13 protein-coding genes and 1 tRNA gene are annotated in these 19,532 nt (G+C 69.6%); 8 read left to right on the top strand and 6 right to left on the bottom strand.

The features are described from left to right. Positions 1 to 27 precede the first annotated feature (27 nt). The 4 genes from gyrB to ACFYPJ_RS06650 all read left to right on the top strand — a co-directional run bounded on the left by gyrB (position 28) and on the right by ACFYPJ_RS06650 (position 5,889). The gene (gene gyrB, locus ACFYPJ_RS06665) at positions 28 to 2,112 is read left to right on the top strand and encodes a DNA topoisomerase (ATP-hydrolyzing) subunit B (RefSeq protein ID WP_389011471.1); all 2,085 of its coding nucleotides are present in this window, start codon (positions 28 to 30) and stop codon (positions 2,110 to 2,112) included. A 42-nt stretch (positions 2,113 to 2,154) separates the two neighbouring features. Beyond that, the gene (gene gyrA / locus ACFYPJ_RS06660; RefSeq protein ID WP_389011468.1) at positions 2,155 to 4,752 is read left to right on the top strand and encodes a DNA gyrase subunit A; all 2,598 of its coding nucleotides are present in this window, start codon (positions 2,155 to 2,157) and stop codon (positions 4,750 to 4,752) included. 20 nt (positions 4,753 to 4,772) lie between these two features. Next, on the top strand, positions 4,773 to 5,588 hold the full coding sequence (locus tag ACFYPJ_RS06655) for a DUF3566 domain-containing protein (RefSeq protein WP_389011465.1): 816 nt from the start codon (positions 4,773 to 4,775) through the stop codon (positions 5,586 to 5,588). Positions 5,589 to 5,812: 224 nt separating this feature from the next. Further along, a tRNA-Ile gene (locus ACFYPJ_RS06650) sits at positions 5,813 to 5,889 on the top strand. A gap of 78 nt (positions 5,890 to 5,967) precedes the next feature. On the opposite strand, the gene ACFYPJ_RS06645 is transcribed toward ACFYPJ_RS06650, so the two are convergent. The 4 genes from ACFYPJ_RS06645 to ACFYPJ_RS06630 are packed head-to-tail and all read right to left on the bottom strand — an operon-like array spanning position 5,968 to position 9,006. After that, entirely contained in the window at positions 5,968 to 7,125 is a 1,158-nt protein-coding gene (locus ACFYPJ_RS06645) for a tyrosine-type recombinase/integrase (RefSeq protein WP_389011463.1), read from the bottom strand. Then, entirely contained in the window at positions 7,125 to 7,316 is a 192-nt protein-coding gene (locus ACFYPJ_RS06640; RefSeq protein ID WP_389011460.1) for a helix-turn-helix domain-containing protein, read from the bottom strand. The genes ACFYPJ_RS06645 and ACFYPJ_RS06640 overlap by 1 nt, the downstream gene beginning before the upstream one ends. Further along, positions 7,313 to 8,683 (bottom strand): replication initiator protein RepSA, encoded by a 1,371-nt coding sequence (gene repSA, locus ACFYPJ_RS06635; RefSeq protein WP_389011457.1) that lies wholly within the window; start codon positions 8,681 to 8,683, stop codon positions 7,313 to 7,315. Before repSA ends, ACFYPJ_RS06640 begins: the two co-directional genes overlap by 4 nt. A gap of 47 nt (positions 8,684 to 8,730) precedes the next feature. Then, a complete protein-coding gene (locus ACFYPJ_RS06630; RefSeq protein WP_389011454.1) occupies positions 8,731 to 9,006 on the bottom strand; it encodes a hypothetical protein in 276 nt (91 codons plus the stop codon). Positions 9,007 to 9,246: 240 nt separating this feature from the next. Between ACFYPJ_RS06630 and ACFYPJ_RS06625 the strand changes: the two genes are divergently transcribed. The 4 genes from ACFYPJ_RS06625 to ACFYPJ_RS06610 all read left to right on the top strand — a co-directional run bounded on the left by ACFYPJ_RS06625 (position 9,247) and on the right by ACFYPJ_RS06610 (position 12,981). After that, positions 9,247 to 9,981: a GntR family transcriptional regulator gene (locus ACFYPJ_RS06625; protein WP_389011451.1), complete on the top strand. Its 735-nt coding sequence runs from the start codon at positions 9,247 to 9,249 to the stop codon at positions 9,979 to 9,981. Between the two features lie 1,213 nt (positions 9,982 to 11,194). Next, positions 11,195 to 11,401 (top strand): hypothetical protein, encoded by a 207-nt coding sequence (locus ACFYPJ_RS06620; protein WP_389011449.1) that lies wholly within the window; start codon positions 11,195 to 11,197, stop codon positions 11,399 to 11,401. 182 nt (positions 11,402 to 11,583) lie between these two features. Further along, on the top strand, positions 11,584 to 12,333 hold the full coding sequence (locus ACFYPJ_RS06615; RefSeq protein ID WP_389011446.1) for a hypothetical protein: 750 nt from the start codon (positions 11,584 to 11,586) through the stop codon (positions 12,331 to 12,333). Positions 12,334 to 12,747: 414 nt separating this feature from the next. Further along, positions 12,748 to 12,981 (top strand): hypothetical protein, encoded by a 234-nt coding sequence (locus tag ACFYPJ_RS06610; RefSeq protein ID WP_389011443.1) that lies wholly within the window; start codon positions 12,748 to 12,750, stop codon positions 12,979 to 12,981. Positions 12,982 to 13,210: 229 nt separating this feature from the next. Here ACFYPJ_RS06610 and ACFYPJ_RS06605 read toward each other — a convergent pair whose 3' ends face one another. Together ACFYPJ_RS06605 and ACFYPJ_RS06600 are read right to left on the bottom strand one after the other, a co-directional pair. Next, complete coding sequence (locus ACFYPJ_RS06605) at positions 13,211 to 14,506, bottom strand: MFS transporter (protein ID WP_389011440.1); 1,296 nt, start codon at positions 14,504 to 14,506, stop codon at positions 13,211 to 13,213. Positions 14,507 to 14,848: 342 nt separating this feature from the next. After that, positions 14,849 to 19,309: a hypothetical protein gene (locus ACFYPJ_RS06600; RefSeq protein WP_389011437.1), complete on the bottom strand. Its 4,461-nt coding sequence runs from the start codon at positions 19,307 to 19,309 to the stop codon at positions 14,849 to 14,851. Positions 19,310 to 19,532: the final 223 nt, after the last annotated feature.

Raw genomic sequence — 19,532 nt, 5'->3', positions numbered from 1 at the left:
CCGGCAACCTGCCGACGAGTTCGGCTCGTGCTGTGCCAGAAAGGGCGCTTCGTGGCCGATTCCGGCAACCTCAACGAGAACAACCCGTCCCCCGACGCCGGCGCCGACGGCGCGGTGACCTCGTCCAACGGCGACGTCACCGCCTCGTACGACGCCAGCGCGATCACCGTGCTTGAGGGTCTGGACGCGGTTCGCAAGCGACCCGGTATGTACATCGGCTCGACCGGCGAGCGCGGTCTGCACCACCTCGTCTACGAGGTCGTCGACAACTCGGTCGACGAGGCGCTGGCCGGGTACGCGGACACGATCGACGTGACGATCCTCGCCGACGGCGGTATCCGCGTCGTCGACAACGGCCGCGGCATCCCGGTGGGCATCGTCCCCTCCGAGGGGAAGCCGGCCGTGGAGGTCGTGCTGACCGTGCTGCACGCGGGCGGCAAGTTCGGCGGCGGCGGCTACGCGGTCTCCGGCGGTCTGCACGGCGTCGGCGTCTCCGTCGTCAACGCGCTGTCCAGCAAGGTGTCGGTCGAGGTCAGGACCGACGGCCGGCGCTGGACGCAGGACTACAAGATGGGCGTGCCCACCGCCCCGCTCGCCGAGCACGAGGAGACCGCCGAGACCGGCACCTCGGTCACCTTCTGGGCCGACCCGGAGATCTTCGAGACCACCGACTACTCCTTCGAGACGCTGTCGCGGCGCTTCCAGGAGATGGCGTTCCTCAACAAGGGCCTGTTCATCCGGCTCACCGACGAGCGCGAGTCCGCGAAGGCGACCGCCGGCGCGGACGAGGCGGGCGCCGACGAGAAGGACGAGGTCAAGTCGGTCACGTACCACTACGAGGGCGGCATCGTCGACTTCGTGAAGTACCTCAACTCCCGCAAGGGCGACGTGGTGCACCCCACCGTCATCGACCTGGAGGCCGAGGACAAGGACAAGAGCCTGTCCCTTGAGGTCGCGATGCAGTGGAACAGCGGCTACAGCGAGGGCGTGTACTCCTTCGCGAACATCATCCACACCCATGAGGGCGGTACGCACGAGGAGGGCTTCCGGGCGGCGCTGACCTCGCTGATCAACAAGTACGCGCGGGACAAGAAGCTGCTGCGCGAGAAGGACGACAACCTCACGGGCGACGACATCCGCGAGGGCCTGACCGCGATCATCTCGGTGAAGCTGAGCGAGCCGCAGTTCGAGGGCCAGACGAAGACGAAACTGGGCAACACGGAGGCCAAGACCTTCGTCCAGAAGGCCGTCTACGAGCACCTCAACGACTGGCTGGACCGCAACCCGAACGAAGCCTCGGACATCATCCGCAAGGGCATCCAGGCGGCCACCGCGCGCGTGGCGGCCCGCAAGGCGCGGGACCTGACCCGCCGCAAGGGCCTGCTGGAGTCGGCGTCGCTGCCGGGCAAACTGTCCGACTGCCAGTCGAACGATCCCACCAAGTGCGAGATCTTCATCGTCGAGGGTGACTCCGCCGGCGGTTCGGCCAAGTCCGGCCGCAACCCGCAGTACCAGGCGATCCTCCCGATCCGCGGCAAGATCCTCAACGTCGAGAAGGCCAGGATCGACAAGATCCTGCAGAACCAGGAGATCCAGGCGCTGATCTCCGCCTTCGGCACGGGTGTGCACGAGGACTTCGACATCGAGAAGCTCCGCTATCACAAGATCATCCTGATGGCGGACGCCGACGTCGACGGCCAGCACATCAACACCCTGCTGCTGACCTTCCTGTTCCGCTTCATGCGGGACCTGGTGGAGCGGGGCCACGTGTTCCTCTCCCGCCCCCCGCTCTACAAGATCAAGTGGGGCCGGGAGGACATCGAGTACGCGTACTCCGACCGTGAGCGCGACGCGCTCCTGGAACTGGGCCGCCAGCGCGGCAAGCGCATCAGGGAGGACTCGATCCAGCGCTTCAAGGGACTCGGCGAGATGAACGCCGAGGAACTGCGCATCACGACGATGGACGTCGACCACCGGGTCCTCGGCCAGGTCACCCTCGACGACGCCGCCCAGGCCGACGACCTGTTCTCGGTCCTGATGGGCGAGGACGTCGAGGCCCGTCGCCAGTTCATCCAGCGCAACGCCAAGGACGTTCGCTTCCTCGACATCTGAGTCGGTCTCTGCTGACCGCACCGGGAAGGATCTTCACCAGCAATGGCCGACGAGAACACTCCAGGCACGCCCGAGGCAGAGGGCGGCGACACCACCATGCGCATCGAGCCCGTCGGGCTTGAGACGGAGATGCAGCGTTCGTATCTGGACTACGCGATGTCCGTCATCGTCTCGCGTGCGCTGCCCGATGTCCGGGACGGTCTCAAGCCCGTCCACCGCCGCGTGCTGTACGCCATGTACGACGGCGGGTACCGGCCCGAGCGCGGCTTCTACAAGTGCGCCCGTGTGGTCGGCGACGTCATGGGCAACTACCACCCGCACGGCGACAGCTCGATCTACGACGCGCTGGTGCGGCTGGCCCAGCCGTGGGCGATGCGGATGCCGCTCGTCGACTCCAACGGCAACTTCGGCTCGCCGGGCAACGACCCGGCGGCGGCCATGCGCTACACCGAGTGCAAGATGGCGCCGCTGTCGATGGAGATGGTCCGGGACATCGACGAGGACACCGTCGACTTCACGGACAACTACGACGGCCGTTCGCAGGAGCCGACCGTCCTGCCCGCCCGGTTCCCGAACCTGCTGATCAACGGCTCGGCGGGCATCGCGGTCGGCATGGCGACCAACATCCCGTCGCACAACCTGCGCGAGGTCGCGGCGGGCGCCCAGTGGTGCCTGGAGAACCCGGACGCCTCGCACGAGGAACTGCTCGACGCCCTGATCGAGCGCATCAAGGGCCCGGACTTCCCGACCGGCGCCCTGGTGGTGGGCCGCAAGGGCATCGAGGAGGCCTACCGCACCGGCCGCGGCTCGATCACCATGCGCGCGGTCGTCGAGGTCGAGGAGATCCAGAACCGCCAGTGCCTGGTGGTCACCGAACTGCCGTACCAGGTCAACCCGGACAATCTCGCCCAGAAGATCGCCGACCTGGTGAAGGACGGCAAGGTCGGCGGGATCGCGGACGTCCGTGACGAGACGTCCTCGCGCACCGGCCAGCGCCTGGTGATCGTCCTCAAGCGGGACGCGGTCGCCAAGGTCGTCCTGAACAACCTGTACAAGCACACCGACCTCCAGACGAACTTCGGCGCCAACATGCTGGCGCTGGTCGACGGGGTGCCGCGGACCCTGTCCCTGGACGCGTTCATCCGGCACTGGGTGACGCACCAGATCGAGGTCGTCGTCCGCCGTACGCGCTTCCGGCTGCGCAAGGCCGAGGAGCGGGCGCACATCCTGCGCGGCCTGCTCAAGGCCCTGGACGCCATCGACGAGGTCATCGCGCTGATCAGGGGCAGCGCGACCGTCGAGGTGGCGCGCACGGGCCTGATGGGCCTGCTGGAGATCGACGAGATCCAGGCGAACGCCATCCTGGAGATGCAGCTGCGCCGACTGGCCGCCCTGGAGCGCCAGAAGATCGTCCAGGAGCACGACGAACTCCAGGCGAAGATCACCGAGTACAACGAGATCCTCGCCTCGCCGGTCCGCCAGCGCGGCATCGTCAGCGAGGAGCTGGCCGCGATCGTCGAGAAGTACGGCGACGACCGCAAGACCATGCTGGTGCCCTACGACGGCGACATGTCCATCGAGGACCTGATCGCCGAGGAGGACATCGTCGTCACCGTCAGCCGCGGCGGCTATGTGAAGCGGACGAAGACGGACGACTACCGGGCACAGAAGCGCGGCGGCAAGGGCGTACGCGGTACGAAGCTGAAGGAAGACGACATCGTCGACCACTTCTTCGTCTCGACCACCCACCACTGGCTGCTGTTCTTCACCAACAAGGGCCGGGTCTACCGGGCCAAGGCGTACGAGCTGCCGGACGCCGGCCGGGACGCGCGCGGCCAGCACGTGGCGAACCTGCTGGCCTTCCAGCCGGACGAGGCGATCGCCGAGATCCTGGCGATCCGCGACTACGAGGCGGCCCCGTACCTGGTCCTGGCCACCAAGGCGGGCCTGGTCAAGAAGACGCCTCTGAAGGATTACGATTCGCCGCGTTCCGGTGGTGTCATCGCGATCAACCTGCGCGAGCGGGAGGACGGTTCCGATGACGAACTGATCGGGGCCGAGCTGGTTTCGGCGGACGACGATCTGGTCCTGATCAGCAAGAAGGCGCAGTCGATCAGGTTCACCGCCTCGGACGACACGCTGCGGCCGATGGGCCGGGCGACCTCGGGTGTCAAGGGGATGAGTTTCCGCGAGGGCGACGAGCTTCTCTCGATGAATGTCGTTCGACCCGGTACGTTCGTGTTCACTGCAACGGACGGCGGGTACGCGAAGCGGACCGGCGTCGACGAGTACCGCGTCCAGGGCCGCGGCGGCCTGGGTATCAAGGCCGCCAAGATCGTGGAGGACCGCGGTTCGCTCGTCGGCGCGCTGATCGTCGAGGAGACGGACGAGATCCTCGCCATCACCCTGTCCGGCGGTGTGATTCGTACGCGAGTCAACGAGGTCAGGGAGACGGGCCGTGACACCATGGGCGTCCAACTGATCAACCTGGGCAAGCGCGATGCCGTCGTCGGTATCGCACGTAACGCCGAGGCGGGGCGTGAGGCGGAGGAAGTCGACGGCGACGTGGCCGTGGACGAGACCGCCGAGGACGCCGCGGCCACCGGCACGGACGAGGGTGAGGCATCCTCGGCCGAGTAGCACGAGGAGTGTGTGTCATCGTGAGCGGAGCCACGGGCGCCGGTTCGGTCGGTACCTCGACCGGGACCGATTCCGGTACGGGAACGGACGACGGCGGCCGTGGCTCCGCCGCGAACCCCGCGAACCCGATGAACGCGGCGGATCCGCACACGACCAATCTGAAGCCGGTCACGTCGCCCGCGACCGACCCGCACTCGCCCGACACTCATGGATCCCAGGGGGGAACTGTGACGGACACCCGAGGCCCGCACACCCAGCATTACGGCGCTGGGGTGGGCCCGGCCACCCCCGGTGCCCAGCCGCCGGCCCAGCCCCCGGCAGGTGAGGCGCACGGTGCCTCACCGCTGCCCGGTGAGCGGCAGCAGCAGCCCACCGGGCCGTACCACCCGCCGCAGGCGTACTCGGCGCAGGCCTCGACCACCGGGTCCACGCGCCGCCCGCGCACCGGCGCACGGACCACGCCGCGCACCCGCAAGGCGCGTCTGCGCGTGGCCAAGGCGGATCCGTGGTCGGTGATGAAGGTCAGCTTCCTGCTCTCGATCGCGCTCGGCATCTGCACGATCGTCGCCTCGGCGGTGCTGTGGATGGTCCTGGACGCGATGGGCGTCTTCTCGACGGTCGGCGGCACCATCTCCGAGGCGACCGGCTCGAACGAGGGGAACGGCTTTGACCTGCAGTCCTTCCTGTCGCTGCCGAAGGTCCTGACGTTCACGACGATCATCGCGGTCATCGACGTCATCCTGGCGACGGCACTGGCCACGCTGGGCGCGTTCATCTACAACCTGTCCGCGGGCTTCGTCGGCGGCGTCGAGCTGACGCTCGCCGAGGACGAGTGACGAGGGCGAGTGACGAGGGCGGGCACGAGTGACCGGGCTGCCCCTGGAATGCGTGACGGGCTGCGTCTGGGCGGTTGATGGGCTGCCCGGGGAGGCGTGACGTACCACGTCACGGCGATGCCAAACCTCTGCCGCGCAGCCTGCGACAACCGATTTTGGGACTGCCGCGGTCGTGCGCTAATCTTCAGGAGTCAGCGCGCGGGACACGCACCGCAGAGCGCGGCGGGGCTATAGCTCAGTTGGTTAGAGCGCATCCCTGATAAGGATGAGGCCACAGGTTCAAATCCTGTTAGCCCCACCAGCGAGAAGGCCCCCGGACCAGCTGTCCGGGGGCCTTTTGACACCCATGGTTGACACCAACGAGGGCGAATGGCTGCGGTCAGCCGATGAGCGGGTCTTCGAGCAGCTCTGCGAGCATCGTCACAGCCTCCCGCTCGCTGTCCCCCACCACGTGCGTGTAGACGTCCATGGTCATGCTGATCTGACTGTGCCGGAGGATCGCCTGAGCGACCTTGGGGTGCACCTTCAGGAAGGCCAGCAGGGTGCCGCAGGTGTGCCGGGCGAGCCGGACCGTGATGCGGCGGACGCCGGCCCGCTTCACGAGGCGGTCGAAGGCCCGGGAGAAACCGGTGGGGTCGATCATGCCGCCGTGCTCCGAGGAGAAAATCAGGTCATGGCCGTCCTGCTGGGCCCAGTGCTGATCGGCGATCTTTTTCTCCAACTCCTGGAGCTCCCGGCGCTCCTCCAAGGCGCGAGTGCAGAACTCAGGCAGCGGGAGCACCGCCTGTGAGGACTCGGTCTTGAGGTCCTTGAGGACCAGTCCGACGCCCTTCTCCCGCTGTACCTGCTTGACCGGGGTGAAGCGGCCGGCCTCGAAGTCGATGTCCTGCCAGCGCAGGCCGAGGACCTCACTTCGGCGCAGGCCGAGGACGAGCACCAGGACGCAGGCCGCGTAGAGGCGGTGTGCGCGGACGGAGCGCAGGAACGTGATCGCTTCCCGCGCGCTCCAGGCCGTGCCCTTGTCCTTGGCGACCTTGGGCATGTCGACCAAGAGGGCGACGTTGCGCGTGAGCAGTTCTTCGCGCATAGCCCGGTTGAGGGCGTTGCGGAGGACGCGCAGCACCTCGAAGCGGGTCGCCGCGCCTACCTCTTGCCGCCTCAATGTGGCCATGAGAGTGCGGAGCTGGGCGGGCGTCAGCTTGGTGAGCGGCTTCTTGCCGAGGTGGGGCAGCAGGTAGAGCCGGATCTTGGACTCGTACTTGGCGTAGGTGTTGTGCTCCCGTTCCGGCTTGACGATGTGCTCCAGCCAGTACGGCAGCCACTCGCCGAGTGTCCAGGTACGCGAGGGCACCGGGATGCCGTTGCGCTCCTGGTCCTGGAGCTTGCCGAGCTTCTCGTTCGCCTCGTCCCACGTGGAGCCGTAGACGGTCTTGCGGACGTGGTTGCCGTCGGTGTTGGTGACGTACGCGCGGCCCATGTAGCGGCCGTCCTTGCGCTTGGTGATGGTTCCCCCGCCGTTGGGGCGTCTCTTGGCCATCAGGCGGCCTCCTCCAGCTCCATCTGGCTCTGTATGAAGTCACGTACGGCGTAGTCCGGGATGCGACGGCACCCCCCGACTTTGAGGGAGGGGAGGTGCCGTGTGCGGATCAGGTCATAGACCTTGGTGCGGCCGATCTTCAGCCGGGCCATGGCCTCGGTCACGGTGAGCAGTTCGGACGCGGCGGTCATTCGGAGGTTCCTTCCAGGTCGAGCAGGGTGGGGAGTTCTTCGCGGGCGGTTTCGCGGTTCTGGCGGATGTCTCGGGCGATGGAGGCGGCGAGCCAGGATTCGCCGGGGGTATGGCCGTGCCCGGCGTAGGACCAGTGGGCGAGCACGAGCGTGGAGCCCTCCGAGTCGTCCAGGTCTTCGGAGATCCCTCGCTCCCGACGCTCCTGGCGGGCGCGGAAGTCGGCGCGGACCTGGCGACGTTCGGCGAAGGTCGAGGAGTAGCGGCGGGACTTGGTGAGGAAGTGGCCGCGGAAGCCGAGCATGTGAGCCCAGGCCCAGAGCTTGCGGTCCGGGTAGTGCCGGTCAAGGGCATGACAGGCTCGAATCAGGCGTCGGGTGTGGTCGGGAAGGTCGGGCCGTTTGTCGAGTTCCGAGAGCTCCCCGACGCGGCGGTCCACGGTGCCGGTGGACTCGGCGGCCTTGGTGGCGTACTTCGCGACGTACGCGGCCACGGCCTGCTCGGTCAGTTCCTGGCCGTCGGTGCCGATGGCGCGTACGTCGACCTGGGCGCCCCAGCGCAGGACGCGCGCCGGGAGGTCACCGGTTGGCGCAACCGGCACGGAGACCCGGGCGGCGGCGTCACGAATCGCGGCGCCGAGGAGAGCTGTGCTGGCCCACTCGGGAGGGGTGTCGTCGGGACCGGCCGGGCCGTCCAGGCGGACGATGGCATGGAAGTGAATGGCCCCACGCTTCTGGAACTCGGCGACCTTGCCGAAGGAGATACGGCAGACCTGTCGCAGGGTGGCTTGGGTGATCCCGGCGCGGGCGGCGATCTCCCGGCGGAGGTAGATCGTGAACCGGCGCCAGAGGTCCCCGGCATGGTTGTTCCAGAGCACGGCCCCGGCGTAGTCGTACGTATCAGGGTCGAGCGCCGTGCCGAGTTCGGTGGCGTCCTCGGAGTGGGCGACACCGCAGCGGCAACAGCCAGTCTCAGGGCGGTTGTGGACCTGGCCGAAGGAAGGTGCGGTCAGGGTGGCGAACACGCCGGGGTGGATGCGTACGCCGTCCGGGATGCCCATGCGCGGGTCACCGGTGAGCCCGGCGCGTATCAGGTGGTAGGCGTCTCCCGCGTACGTCCAGGCACAGGAGGGGCAGCGGGAGGCCCTCCGGTTGCCGCAGGCGACCCGCAGACGTCCGCCCGGCTCCTCAGCCGTGGAGTAGGAGTAGAGGACATCCCCGGTCCGGGTGTCACGGGTGACCGTCGTACCGGACAGGTGGATCGGGTCCGCACAGCCACCCGTACGGCGTACCTGATCACGCCAACGCTCGAAGCCGGGAGCTGAGGCGACCCGCAGCAGATCAGCCAGGGCCACGGGGTCGGTACCCATGGTGGCCGCGGCACCAGCCACGGCCTCAGGGGCGACGGGGAACACCGTCACTCGACCACCCCCGGAGCGTCGACGATCTCGACCTCCAGGACCTTCGCGCCGCCGCAGTCGGGGCAGTAGAGCTGGAACCCGGTGGTGTCATAGCCGCTGCCAGCACAGGCCGGGCACTCCAGCCACTCGGTGGTGCCGAAAGCCGTACGGCAGGCATTCGCATCCTGGCAGCGCGTCTTGCCGCACACCGCGCAGCTACGGGCCGTGCGTCGAACGATCCTCGGCGCTAAGACCCCGGTGGGCCGACCGGAGTGGATCAGCGAGACAGGCATGATGGAGGCTCCCTTGGAAGAGGGGTGGGGCGGCGCATCTGCTTGGCGGTAGGGGCGCCGCCCTTCTTCAGGGAGTGTTCACCTCCCTAGGGAGATTGAAACGAAACCTCCCTAGGGATGTCAATAAGGCCCGCGGAAGGTAGCGGGTTGGGGAAGTGACCGGGTATGCGCTCGTGCGTCCGGAAGGGGGTGGCGGGTAGGCTGACCACCCTAGGGAGCATCAACGAGCGGAGACAGACAATGCCCGAGACTGCGCGGCAGATCGCCGACGATCTCCGGGCGCGGATCGAGTCCGGTGAACTACAGCCGGGCGATCGGTTGCCCGGTGAACCGTCGCTGGTGAAGACGTACGGCGTCGCCAAGATGACCGCCAACCAGGCGCTGAAAATCCTCGTGAGCGAGGGCCTGGCGGTCGCACGACCCGGATCCGGGACCTACGTCCGGGAGTTCAGGCCGATCCGCCGAGTGGCCAACGACCGCCTCTCCAAGTCCCGCCGCGAGGCCGGTCAGTCCATCTGGTCTGCCGACGTGGCCCAGCGACCCCTGGTGACCGACATCCAGGTCTACGAGGCGGAGGCCCCGCGCCAGATCGGGCGGTTGCTGAACCTCGAACCCGGGGCGGCCGTCATCGTGCGGAGCCGGAAGTTCGTCGTCGAGGACCGCCCGGTGCAGATCGCGACGTCGTACCTCCCCGCGGATCTGGTCCGGGACACGGCGATCGCCCAGCCGAACACTGGCCCGGGAGGCAGTTACGCCCGCCTGGCCGAGCTGGGAGCGGAACCAGTCGCGTTCTCGGAAGAGTTGCGTGCACGGATGCCCAGCGAGGAAGAGCGCACCGCCCTCAACCTCGCGGCCGGCACTCCGGTCCTGGAGATCTGCCGAACCGCCTTCACCGAGGACGAGCGCCCGGTCGAGGTCAACCAGATGCTTCTGGACGCCGGTTCGTATGTCCTGGAGTACCGCCTGAGCAGCTGAGTTGTTACAGGTTTCTCTACCTCATCAAGCCCCGGCTGCGCTCCGCTCCGCCGGGCGCGCTCCCGGCTCCGCTGCGCGCTGCGCTCCTGCCTTCGGCCCGCTCTGCGCGCGCTGCGCCGACGCGCGCCCACACGTGGATAGGGCCGGAGGCCATGAGTTGATCACCGCATGGAGCGGCCACAGTCAAGGACATGCCTCCGGCGGGGGATCGGCCGGCACCGGGATGGAGGGGGCGCCGTTCCCGACTGCGGGCAGGTAGTGGCGTGCGCGGGGAGCTCCCATCCCGTCCACCGTCCACCCAGGCAGAGCCGAGCAGACGCGGCCCATGGCGTCCAGGTCGTTCGTACAGTGGCGCGCTCCACCTGGACGCCATGAACCACGCCCGCTCCACGGTGTGTGGGTCGACGGCGGACGGGATGGGAGCTGGGGAGAGTGGTGGGTAAGGGTGGTGGTGAAGGTGCAGCCCAACGGGCGGGAACACTCTGCGAAGAATCAATCTTCGTCATCCGACGAGGAGCCACGCCGTACGGAGAACACCAAGACCGCAACTAGCGCCAGGATGACCAGGACCGCGACCAGCCCCCAGATTCCGGACGACCAGCTCGCGCTTGTGTGACGCTTGAGAGGCGACAAGCCGCCGGGTCCCACAGCGAAGATCCCACGCCCCATATCCCCCAGGTTCATGGGCGAAGCGTATTGCCGCGTACGATCCGCGGCTAGGGAGCGGATCCCCGGAAGACAGAGCCCATCCGCATGCGAGATCTTCCATACTGTGCCGTAGAGCGGCTGGGCAGCACTTGTCAAGACCGCGCACGGCGGTTGACACCAGCGACTGACACCAACAAGCGCGAACAGCAGCGGTCCACGTCGGATTTCAATGGACGATCTGCCGAGGGGAAGGACCGGTTGGCCGACGTCGACGGTCCCCGGTGATCGACCTGATAAGGATGAGGCCACAGGTTCAAATCCTGTTAGCCCCACCAGTACGAAGACCTCCGGTCCACTTGGGCCGGGGGTCTTTTGATTTCCGCACATCCACGATTGACGCCGACGGCTTGGAGGGGGCGCCGTTCCTGGCCGTGGGTCCCGACCGCGGGGCCGTCGTGGTGTGCGTGGGATGGGAACTGGGGAAGATGGCGAGTTGATCAACTCGGAAACCGCTCGAATCGTCTCGCCAACCGCGCGCTAACGTGCCGCTTGAGGGAGGGGCGACATGGCAGACAAGAACAGTCGGTGGAATCACCCGCGCTGGCACCTGGTGATGGTGATACCGCAGATGATCTGCCTGATCACGGAAGACGACACAATCTCGCGATGCTTGCTGGTTTCAGCGCTCACGCTGACGGCCATCCGCTACGGGCGTGAATCTGCCCAGTGGGCCCGCATCAGGAACCGTCCCAGAGCTGACACCGGCAACTGACACCAACAGTCGCGAACGAGGCCCAAAGCCGAACCTCAGCGACCGGCCCGCCGAGGTGCAGCACACGTTGGCAGTGGGTTGAGCAGGAAGACGCGCCTGGCACGCAGCTTGAAGCTTGAGGGGAACGCACGCGATGACCTGTCGTGTCGTTCCTCGTCATCGTGCGGACAAGGGGTGGGATCATGAGCAGGGCGATCGGACGAAGACAGCTGGCGGCTATGGCTTTGATGGCCATCTGCATGACGGCTTGCGGCGGCCGCCATGATGCAGGCGCCCCGACGGCGAAGGCAACGGTCGGCCGGGACACGGACCAGAATGCGGGTGTGCTGTCCCAGCAGCAGCTTGAAGATGCCGTTGTGGACGCGCATGACCTTCCCGGAGTCCAAGTGGAAGAGATCGGGGCGGGCACGGGCGGCGCCGGCAATGGCGTCATCCATGCCGCACGCCGCAACGACACCGACCCCTCCCTGTGCGCGCCGGTCAGCGCCGCAGTGGTGGGAGCCAGCGGCTACACTCCCGTCGGCAGTGTGCAGCGCATCGCAGGGACGAAGGGCCACCCTGCGGTTCTCACCCTGGTGTCGCACCGCTCAGCGGATGCCTCTCAGATCATGAGGGACCTTCGTACCAGCTTGAAGTCCTGCAAGGGGTTCGAGGCGGGCGCGGGTGCCATGAAGGTGACGTACGACGGCGTCGAAGTCACCAACGCTCCCCCGCACGGCGATGAAGGGGTCGCCTTCCGCCTCAAGTGGGTTGTCGAGCCGGGTGAGGACGGGCTGAAGTCCTCCGTCAGCGTGGCTGTCATCCGCCACGGGTCCGCGCTGGCGATCTACAAGGCCGTTTCCGATGGTCCCCGGGGGCGGGCGAGCATCCCGAGTGATCTCGTCGACGCCCAGTCGAAAGTGCTGGACGCCGCCGTTCGAACCACTTCGTAGAGGTCGGTACCCATCGTCAGGGCCGCGTCAGGTGGCGTGCAGGCGGACGTCGCCGCTCGTCGGCCACCCGGTGGGGCGGCTTCCCAGACGCAGAAGCTTCCGTCCAGCCTGCCGGTAACTCCGCAGGCGGCGTGGTCGGCGGGGATCACGGCTGGTGACCTCAGCGCAAAGAATGCGCCCGGTGACCGCGTTTTCACCGTGAGGATTTGAACTGATCACAGATGCTTCGTCAGGGTAGGGGTGGCGCACGCGAAACGGGTGATCTGCCCAATCGCCCTGCCCGTAGGCGGAATTGGGTCTCTCATTCGTCAGCGTCGTGCCGCATCGCGGGCTTGGCCCGACAACGGTAGGGGCGCACCCGACCACTTTGGCGAGAGACGAGTGCGCCCCTGGAGAGAACCAGGGAGAGAACACGTGGTGTCCTATCCGATTCCCAGCGCCTTGCTTCCGAAGGGCGGCAATGGCGTTACTGACACTGTGCCACGAGCTGTCGGCATTGCCCTGTGGCCGGCCATCACCCTTGTCGCCGGCTGCGTGATCGGCATCGAGCCCATCACCGCAGCCCTCGACTCGTCGACCCAGTTGGTCACGCTGGTCATCGTGCTGATTCTTGTCCTCCGGACCTCCGCGCCACCGCGTACTGCGTAAGCAGCCGCGGAACCAGTCGGTGTCCGACCTCGGCGTCTGACACCGACTGGAGTGCACGGACGGGGCCAGCTTCGGACGGCCGACGGATCCTTGTGACCCGTCGGCCGTCTGCGGGTTTCGGCTTGCTGCCTTGCTGCCTTGCTGCCTTGCTGCCTTGCTGCCTTGCTGCCTTGCTGCTGGGCTGGTGCGCGACTCGTGTGCGGTGTCGTTATTCGGGTGTGCGGTGTCGTTATTCGGAGGGTCCGGGGAGGCCGGTGCCCGGTGTGTTCGGGGCGGGGGCCGGCTCAGGGTCGGGGATGGGGCGGCGGTAGGTGAGGCTGCGGACCTGGGGGGAGAGGAGGGCCGTGGCGGTGGCCAGGGTGATGAGGGCGGCGCAGGCGGCCAGTGCGGGTCTGGTGCCGGTGACGGCCGCCGTGGGGCCGGCCACGAGGAGGCCGAGCGGGGCGAAGGCCAGGGAGCCGAACCAGTCGTAGGAGCTGACGCGGGACAGGGCCGCTTCGGGGATCTCGCGCTGGATCGTGGTCGACCACAGCACGGCGAAGACGTCGGAGGAGATCCCCGAGCAGAACATGGCCGTGGCTGTCAGCCAGACCGGGGCCGACGCGGCGAGCAGGGCGATCGGCACGGCGGCCGGGAAGGTGGCCGCCACCGCCACGAGGACCGGCCGCCGCACCCGGACCCGGGTGGCAAGGCCGGCGCCGGCGATGGTGCCCAGTGCCTGGGCGGCGACGATGACGGACCAGGCGCGGGCCCCGCCGAGGTCGTCCTCGGCGATCAGGGGGCCCAGCACACCGGCGTTGGCGTTCAGCGCGGCGACCACGACCGCGTACTGGGCGACCACCACCCACAGCCACTGCCGGGAGGAGAACTCACGCCAGCCCTCCCGCAGGTCGTCCCAGCCCGAGGACGTCTTGGCGGGGCGGCCCGGCACGCGCAGGCGGGCGGTGAGGGCGGCGCTGACGACGAAGGACGCGGCGTTCAGGGCCAGTGCCCAGCCGGCCCCGATCCAGGCGACGGTGAGCCCGGACAGGGCGAGACCGAGAAGCAGGGAGATGTTGGTGCCCACCCGGAGCAGCCCGTTGGCCTGCTGGAGCCGTTCGGCGGGCACGACCAGCGGCACCATGCCGTCCATCGCGGGGGAGAACAGGGCGGTCGCGGTGCCGGCCACCACCGCCAGCGCGCACATGAGGACCAGGGGCGCGTGGCCGGACAGCGCCAGGGCGGCGAGGCCCGCGTAGGCGGCGGCGCCGGCGAGGTCGGCGAGGACCATCAGCCGGGCGCGTGACATCCGGTCCGCGAGCACGCCGCCGACCAGGATGAACACCAGTTGCGGCAGCGCCTGGCAGGCCAGGACCAGCGACAGCCGTGCGGGTGTCGCCCCGGGCAGGGCCAGTACGGCGAAACCGAGCGCCACTCGCGCGAAGCCGTTGCCGAGCACCGAGACGACGCGGGCCGAGGCGAGCAGCAGGAACTGGTGGGGTCGCCGGTCGTGCGGGTGGCCGGAGCGGGGGAGGGAAGACGTCACGGCGTCGCACTGTAGGGCGGGGTGCGGGTGGTGTTCAGCAAACCGGCCATCACCGCGGACGACATGAAAACGCTCGACCGCTGGCGACGGGGGATGCACCAGCGGTCGAGCTATGGCCAAGGGTAACAAGGCCGGTCGTGCCGTGGGGGCCAACTGGCGATCGGCGACCGGGAGTTGTGATCTGGATCACGGGGTGGGGCGGGTTGCTGAGGTCCGGCGGCTCCCAGGGGAGGTGGGTGTGTCAGAGGGGAGGGGCGTCACCGGTCGTCGGATGTGGCTGGTCGTCGGGCGCCGGCGTCGCCTCGTCGTCCGGCGTTGCCGGCTGTCCCTGCCGCGGAGCGGTCAGTTTCCGCAGGGCGGGTCGTACGACAGACGAGGGAGGTACTCGTCCCACTTCTGCGGTGTCAGCACCCCTGAGGTGGTCGAGCAGATGCGGCTGATGGCCTGGTCGACGTCCAGGTTCCACAGCCGTACGGTGTCCGCGCCGCTCGACACCCCGAGCAGGTGGCTGCCGGGGCTGAACGACAGGAAGTTGCCGGTCTTCGCGTTGGGGCTCAGCGACTGGCCGATCGGGGCGGCCCTGGCCGGGTCGCGGACGTCCCACAGCCGTACGGTGTTGTCGTTGCCGCCGCTCGCCAGGGCGCGGCCGTCCTGGCTGAACGTCAGGGAGACCACCGCTTCGGTGTGGCCGGTGAGCGGGGCGCCCAGTTCGGTGCTCCCGGCCGGGTCGGTGATGTCCCACAGCCGGACCGTGTCGTCGTCGCTGCCGCTGGCCAGCGTCTTTCCGTCCGGGCTGTAGGCGAGCGTGTTGACCGGGCCCAGGTGCCCCGTGAGCGGAGTGCCGATGCCGGCGGCGCGGCGCGGGTCGGCCGTGTCCCACTGGCGGATGGCGCCGTCCGCGCTGCCGCTGGCCAGGGTGCGCCCGTCCGGGCTGAACACGAGGGAGTTGATGTAGCCCTTGTGGCCGGAGAGCGGCCGGCCGAGCGGCACCGGGCGGGCCGGGTCGCGGACGTCCCACAGGCGGATGGTGCGGTCGTCGTAGGCGGTGGCCAGGGTGCGGCCGTCCGGCGCGAAGGCCAGGGCCCCTGGCCCCGCGAAACGGGTCCGCAGGGTGATCGGGGCGCCGTAGGGCACGGGCCGGTACGGGTCGGAGACGTTCCACAGCTGGAGCGAGCGGTTGCCGGTCCGCGCGGCGAGGACCCGGCCGTCGGAGGAGAACGTCAGCGTCCGTACGTCACCGTCCCCCGGCATGAAGGGGTCGGACAGCGGTGTGGGCCCGGCGGGGTCGGAGATGTTCCACAGCCGGATCTTTCCGTCGCGCGCCGCGGTGGCCAGCAGCTGACCGTCCGGGCGGAACGCGCCTATCCGGCCGATCATGTCGGTGGCCGGAATCGTCCACAACCGGATCTTGCTGTCACCGCTGCCGGTGGCGAGGGTGCGGCCGTCGGGGCTGAAGGCCAGCGTGTACATCTCGCCGCTGCCGCCGGCGAGGGGCTCGCCGACCTGGGAGGGGTACGCCGGGTCGCTGACGTTCCACAGGCTCGCGGTGCTGTCCGCGCTGGCCGCGGCGAGCAGGTTTCCGTCCCGGTTGAAGGCCACGGACCACACGGGGCCGGTGTGCCCGGTGAGCGCGTTGCCGATCGGGGCGGCCCTGGCCGGGTCGCGGACGTCCCACAGCCGTACGGTGTCGTCGGCGCTGCCGCTGGCGAGGGTGCGTCCGTCCGGGCTGAACGCCACCGAGTGCACCGTGCTGCCGTGCCTGGCCAGCGGTGGTCCGAGCGGGGCCGGACGGCGCGGATCGGTCATGTCCCACAGCCTGATCGAGCCGTCGTCCCCACCGGCCGCCAGCGTCCGTCCGTCGGGGCTGAACCCCACGGATCGGACGGCGGAGGTGTGCCCGGTCAGCGCGCCGAGCGCGGTCGGCCGGGCCGGGTCGCGGATGTCCCACAGGCGCACCACGTGATCGTCGGTGGCCGCGGCCAGCGTGCGCCCGTCCGGGCTGAAGGCGACCAGGTAGATGGTGCCGCTGTGACCGGCCAGGGGCTTGCCGAGGGACTGCGGGCGGCTGGGGGCGGCGACGTTCCACAGGCGTACGGTGCCGTCGTCCGCGGCGCTGGCGAGGGTGCGTCCGTCGGGGCTGAAGACGGCGCTGCTCACCCAGCTGGAGTGGCCGGTCAGGGGCTTGCCCAGTGGCCTTGGGCGGGTGCGGTCCGACACGTCCCACAGCCGTACGGTCCGGTCGTAGCCGGCGGTGGCCAGGACCTTGCCGTCCGGGCGGAACGAGGTGAGGTAGACGGCGCCGGTGTGGCCGAGGAGCGGGGTGGCCAGCGGGGCGTTCACGATCGAGATCAGCCGGTTGGCGGCGCCCTCGTCGCCGGGCCGCAGCCGGTGGGCCACGAGATCGAGCTGGGCGGAGAGCGACGGATCCGTGTACTGGACGCGATCGGCCTCGGCGACCACCTGCTCGAACACCGCGTCGTTGCGCTGCTGCCAGGCGATCACCGCCGAACCGGCGGCCAGCACCGCGAGGACCACGAGGGCCGAGACCGCGCCACGGCTGAGCAGCACCGTCCGCCTGCGCAGTCGGACCGAGGCGGCCAGGAACTCGGCCGCGCCGCGGGTCAGGGCGGTGTCACCGGCGGACGCCGCCCAGGTCCGGGCCTGCTCCAGCCGGGAACCCCGGTAGAGCAGCGACGCGTCGCGCTCCGCGCCCTCCCAGGTCCGGCCGTCCTCCTCCAGCCGCTGGCGCAGCAGATTGCCCTGCCGGTCCTCGTCCATCCAGTCGCGCAGCCGGGGCCAGGCGTGCAGCAGCGCCTCATGCGTGATCTGGACGCTCTCCGCGTCCAGCGTCACCAGCCGGGCGCGGACCAGGGCTTCGAGGGACTCCTCCGTACCGTCCGGGTCCGTCGACTCCTCCGCGAGCCGCCGCCGTGTCCTGCGTCTGCGGGTGGCCTGGGTGTCCTCGCCGAGCTTGACGAGCCTGAGCAGGAGCAGCCGGGCCGCCGTGCGTGCCTGAGGGCCGAGGCCGGACCAGGCGCGCTCGGCGGTCGCCGCGACCGCGCCCTGGATCCCGCCGGACGCGCGGTAGCCGGCCAGCGTGAGCCTGCCCGCCTTGCGGCGCTGCCAGGTGGCGAGCAGCGCGTGGGAGAGGAGGGGGAGGACACCCGCGTCGTGTGCGCCCCGGGGGCCGTCCGCGCTGACCTCGCGCAGGATCAGCTCGGCCAGGCCCGGTTCGAGTTCCAGGCCCACCGCCTTGGCCGGTCCGGTCACGGCCTCGCGCAGCTCGGCGGCGGTCAGCGGGCCGAGCACCATGTGCCGGTGCTGCAACGCGTCGGCCAGTTCGGGGTAGCCGAGGCACTGTTCGTAGAAGTCGGCGCGTATGCCGAGGACGACCAGTACGGGGGCCTGGGCGGTCGGGGCCGGGGTGGTCCTGATCCGGGTGGGGGACGCGGGGTTCGGCTCGGGAGCGGGTGTGGTGTCCGGGGTGGCGGGTGCGCGGTCCTCGGCGACGGCGGAGCAGGCGGCGTGCAGGATCCGGATGAAGGTGCGCCGGTCCGCCTCGTCGGCGCAGAGGGTGAACGCCTCCTCGAACTGGTCCACGACGACGACCGGGCGCGCGGAGGCGGGTTCGGGTGGGGGCGGGGGCGAGAAGGCTTTGTGGTCCGGCGGAGCGGTGTCGGGCCCGGGCCCGGGTCCGGGCCCGACACCGGTGGCGGCGGCTTCGGACTCCGGCCTGGTGGCGGCGGTTTCGGGATCGGTCCTGGTGGTGGCCGCTTCGGGAGCCGCCCCGGATGGGTCGGCGGCGGTTTTGCGGGCGGGCTCCGTCGGGCCGGTGATGAGGCCGGTTCCGGTGGGGTGGGTGTTGCGGCCCGCCGCTGTGGGGCCGGTGGCGGGGTCGGTTCCCGTGGAGGCGTGGGTGCGGTCGGTCCTTGCCGTGCCGGCCCCGTGTTCCGCTTCGGTGGCGGCGGCCTCGCGCCTCGCCCAGGCGGCGAAGGCGTCGCCCACGGCCTGCGTGAACCGAGGGTCGCAGGGCTCGTCGGCCGCCGACCTCGCCGCCGCCGAGACGACCGGGGCCAGTTCGGGGATTCGGCTGGTCAGCTCCGTGAGGGGATCGCTGCCCGGCACGAGTTGCAGGACGACGCGCCCCGGCCGCTCCTCGCCGTGCGGCCCGCCGTCCCCGTCGCCGGTGGCGGCGCCGCGGAGCGCGGGCACCAGGCCGGCGTTCAGGAGGGACGACTTCCCCGCCCCCGAGGCGCCCACCAGCATGACCAGACCGCCCGTCAGTTCCGCGCCGCGGAGCTGGTCGACGAGGGCTTCCGTGCTCCGTTCCCGGCCGAAGAACCAGCCCGCGTCCTGCCTGCGGTAGGCGGCGAGACCGCGGTACGGGCACACCCCGGGGACGGGCTGGGCCTCGCCCGGTGCGCCGTCCTCCTCGTCCGCGGAGCCGACGGGACGGTCGCCGACCGGGTCGGCCATCGCGCGTTCCCACCGGCGCTGCCAATCGGCCAGGTCGTACAGGCCGGGAGAGACCGGATTCGGCCGCGCGCGCCGCGCTTCGGGGATCAGCACCTGGAGCACGGCGGCGAGGGCACCGAACTGCGCCGGTACGTTCTTGGCCCGCCGCCAGTCGCTGATGCGCTGGGCGGAGACCCGTACTTGCCGCCCGCGCTCGTCGACCCGATGGAGCCGGACGACCGCCTCGGCCACACGCTTGAGGGGAGGGTTGCCCGCTTCCTTGTACAGCAGCGCGAGACGTTCCGCGAAGCCTGTGCGCGCCCCTGAGCCGGAACCCAAGGTCTCCACCCGTTCTCCCCCGCCTCTGGACGTCCGGACCGGAAAACTCACCTTATACGGCTGACCTGCGGCTATGTCCGGGGCCGGAAACCGGACCCTCGTTGTGGAGCGCCGCAGATGGCAGGATCGCGATGCAGTAGCCCACCGGTTACTCGTTGTCCGGACAGGTCAGCAACCCAGAGCTTCGGCGAACAGCTCATGGCGCCGTACGTTCTAGGCCACCTTCGGCCCA

The sequence above is a fragment of the Streptomyces sp. NPDC006012 genome (genome assembly GCF_042871185.1).
In the GTDB taxonomy this organism is placed as follows: domain Bacteria; phylum Actinomycetota; class Actinomycetes; order Streptomycetales; family Streptomycetaceae; genus Streptomyces.
This window is presented reverse-complemented; position numbering and strand designations above follow the sequence as displayed.

Bases quoted from the DNA above. Each gene is read 5' to 3' on its own strand.
- gyrA (WP_389011468.1), top strand. From the start codon at position 2,155: ATGGCCGACGAGAACACTCCAGGCACGCCCGAGGCAGAGGGCGGCGAC.
- ACFYPJ_RS06645 (WP_389011463.1), bottom strand. From the start codon at position 7,125: ATGGCCAAGAGACGCCCCAACGGCGGGGGAACCATCACCAAGCGCAAG.
- ACFYPJ_RS06640 (WP_389011460.1), bottom strand. From the start codon at position 7,316: ATGACCGCCGCGTCCGAACTGCTCACCGTGACCGAGGCCATGGCCCGG.
- repSA (WP_389011457.1), bottom strand. From the start codon at position 8,683: ATGGGTACCGACCCCGTGGCCCTGGCTGATCTGCTGCGGGTCGCCTCA.
- ACFYPJ_RS06630 (WP_389011454.1), bottom strand. From the start codon at position 9,006: ATGCCTGTCTCGCTGATCCACTCCGGTCGGCCCACCGGGGTCTTAGCG.
- ACFYPJ_RS06625 (WP_389011451.1), top strand. From the start codon at position 9,247: ATGCCCGAGACTGCGCGGCAGATCGCCGACGATCTCCGGGCGCGGATC.
- ACFYPJ_RS06620 (WP_389011449.1), top strand. From the start codon at position 11,195: ATGGCAGACAAGAACAGTCGGTGGAATCACCCGCGCTGGCACCTGGTG.
- ACFYPJ_RS06615 (WP_389011446.1), top strand. From the start codon at position 11,584: ATGAGCAGGGCGATCGGACGAAGACAGCTGGCGGCTATGGCTTTGATG.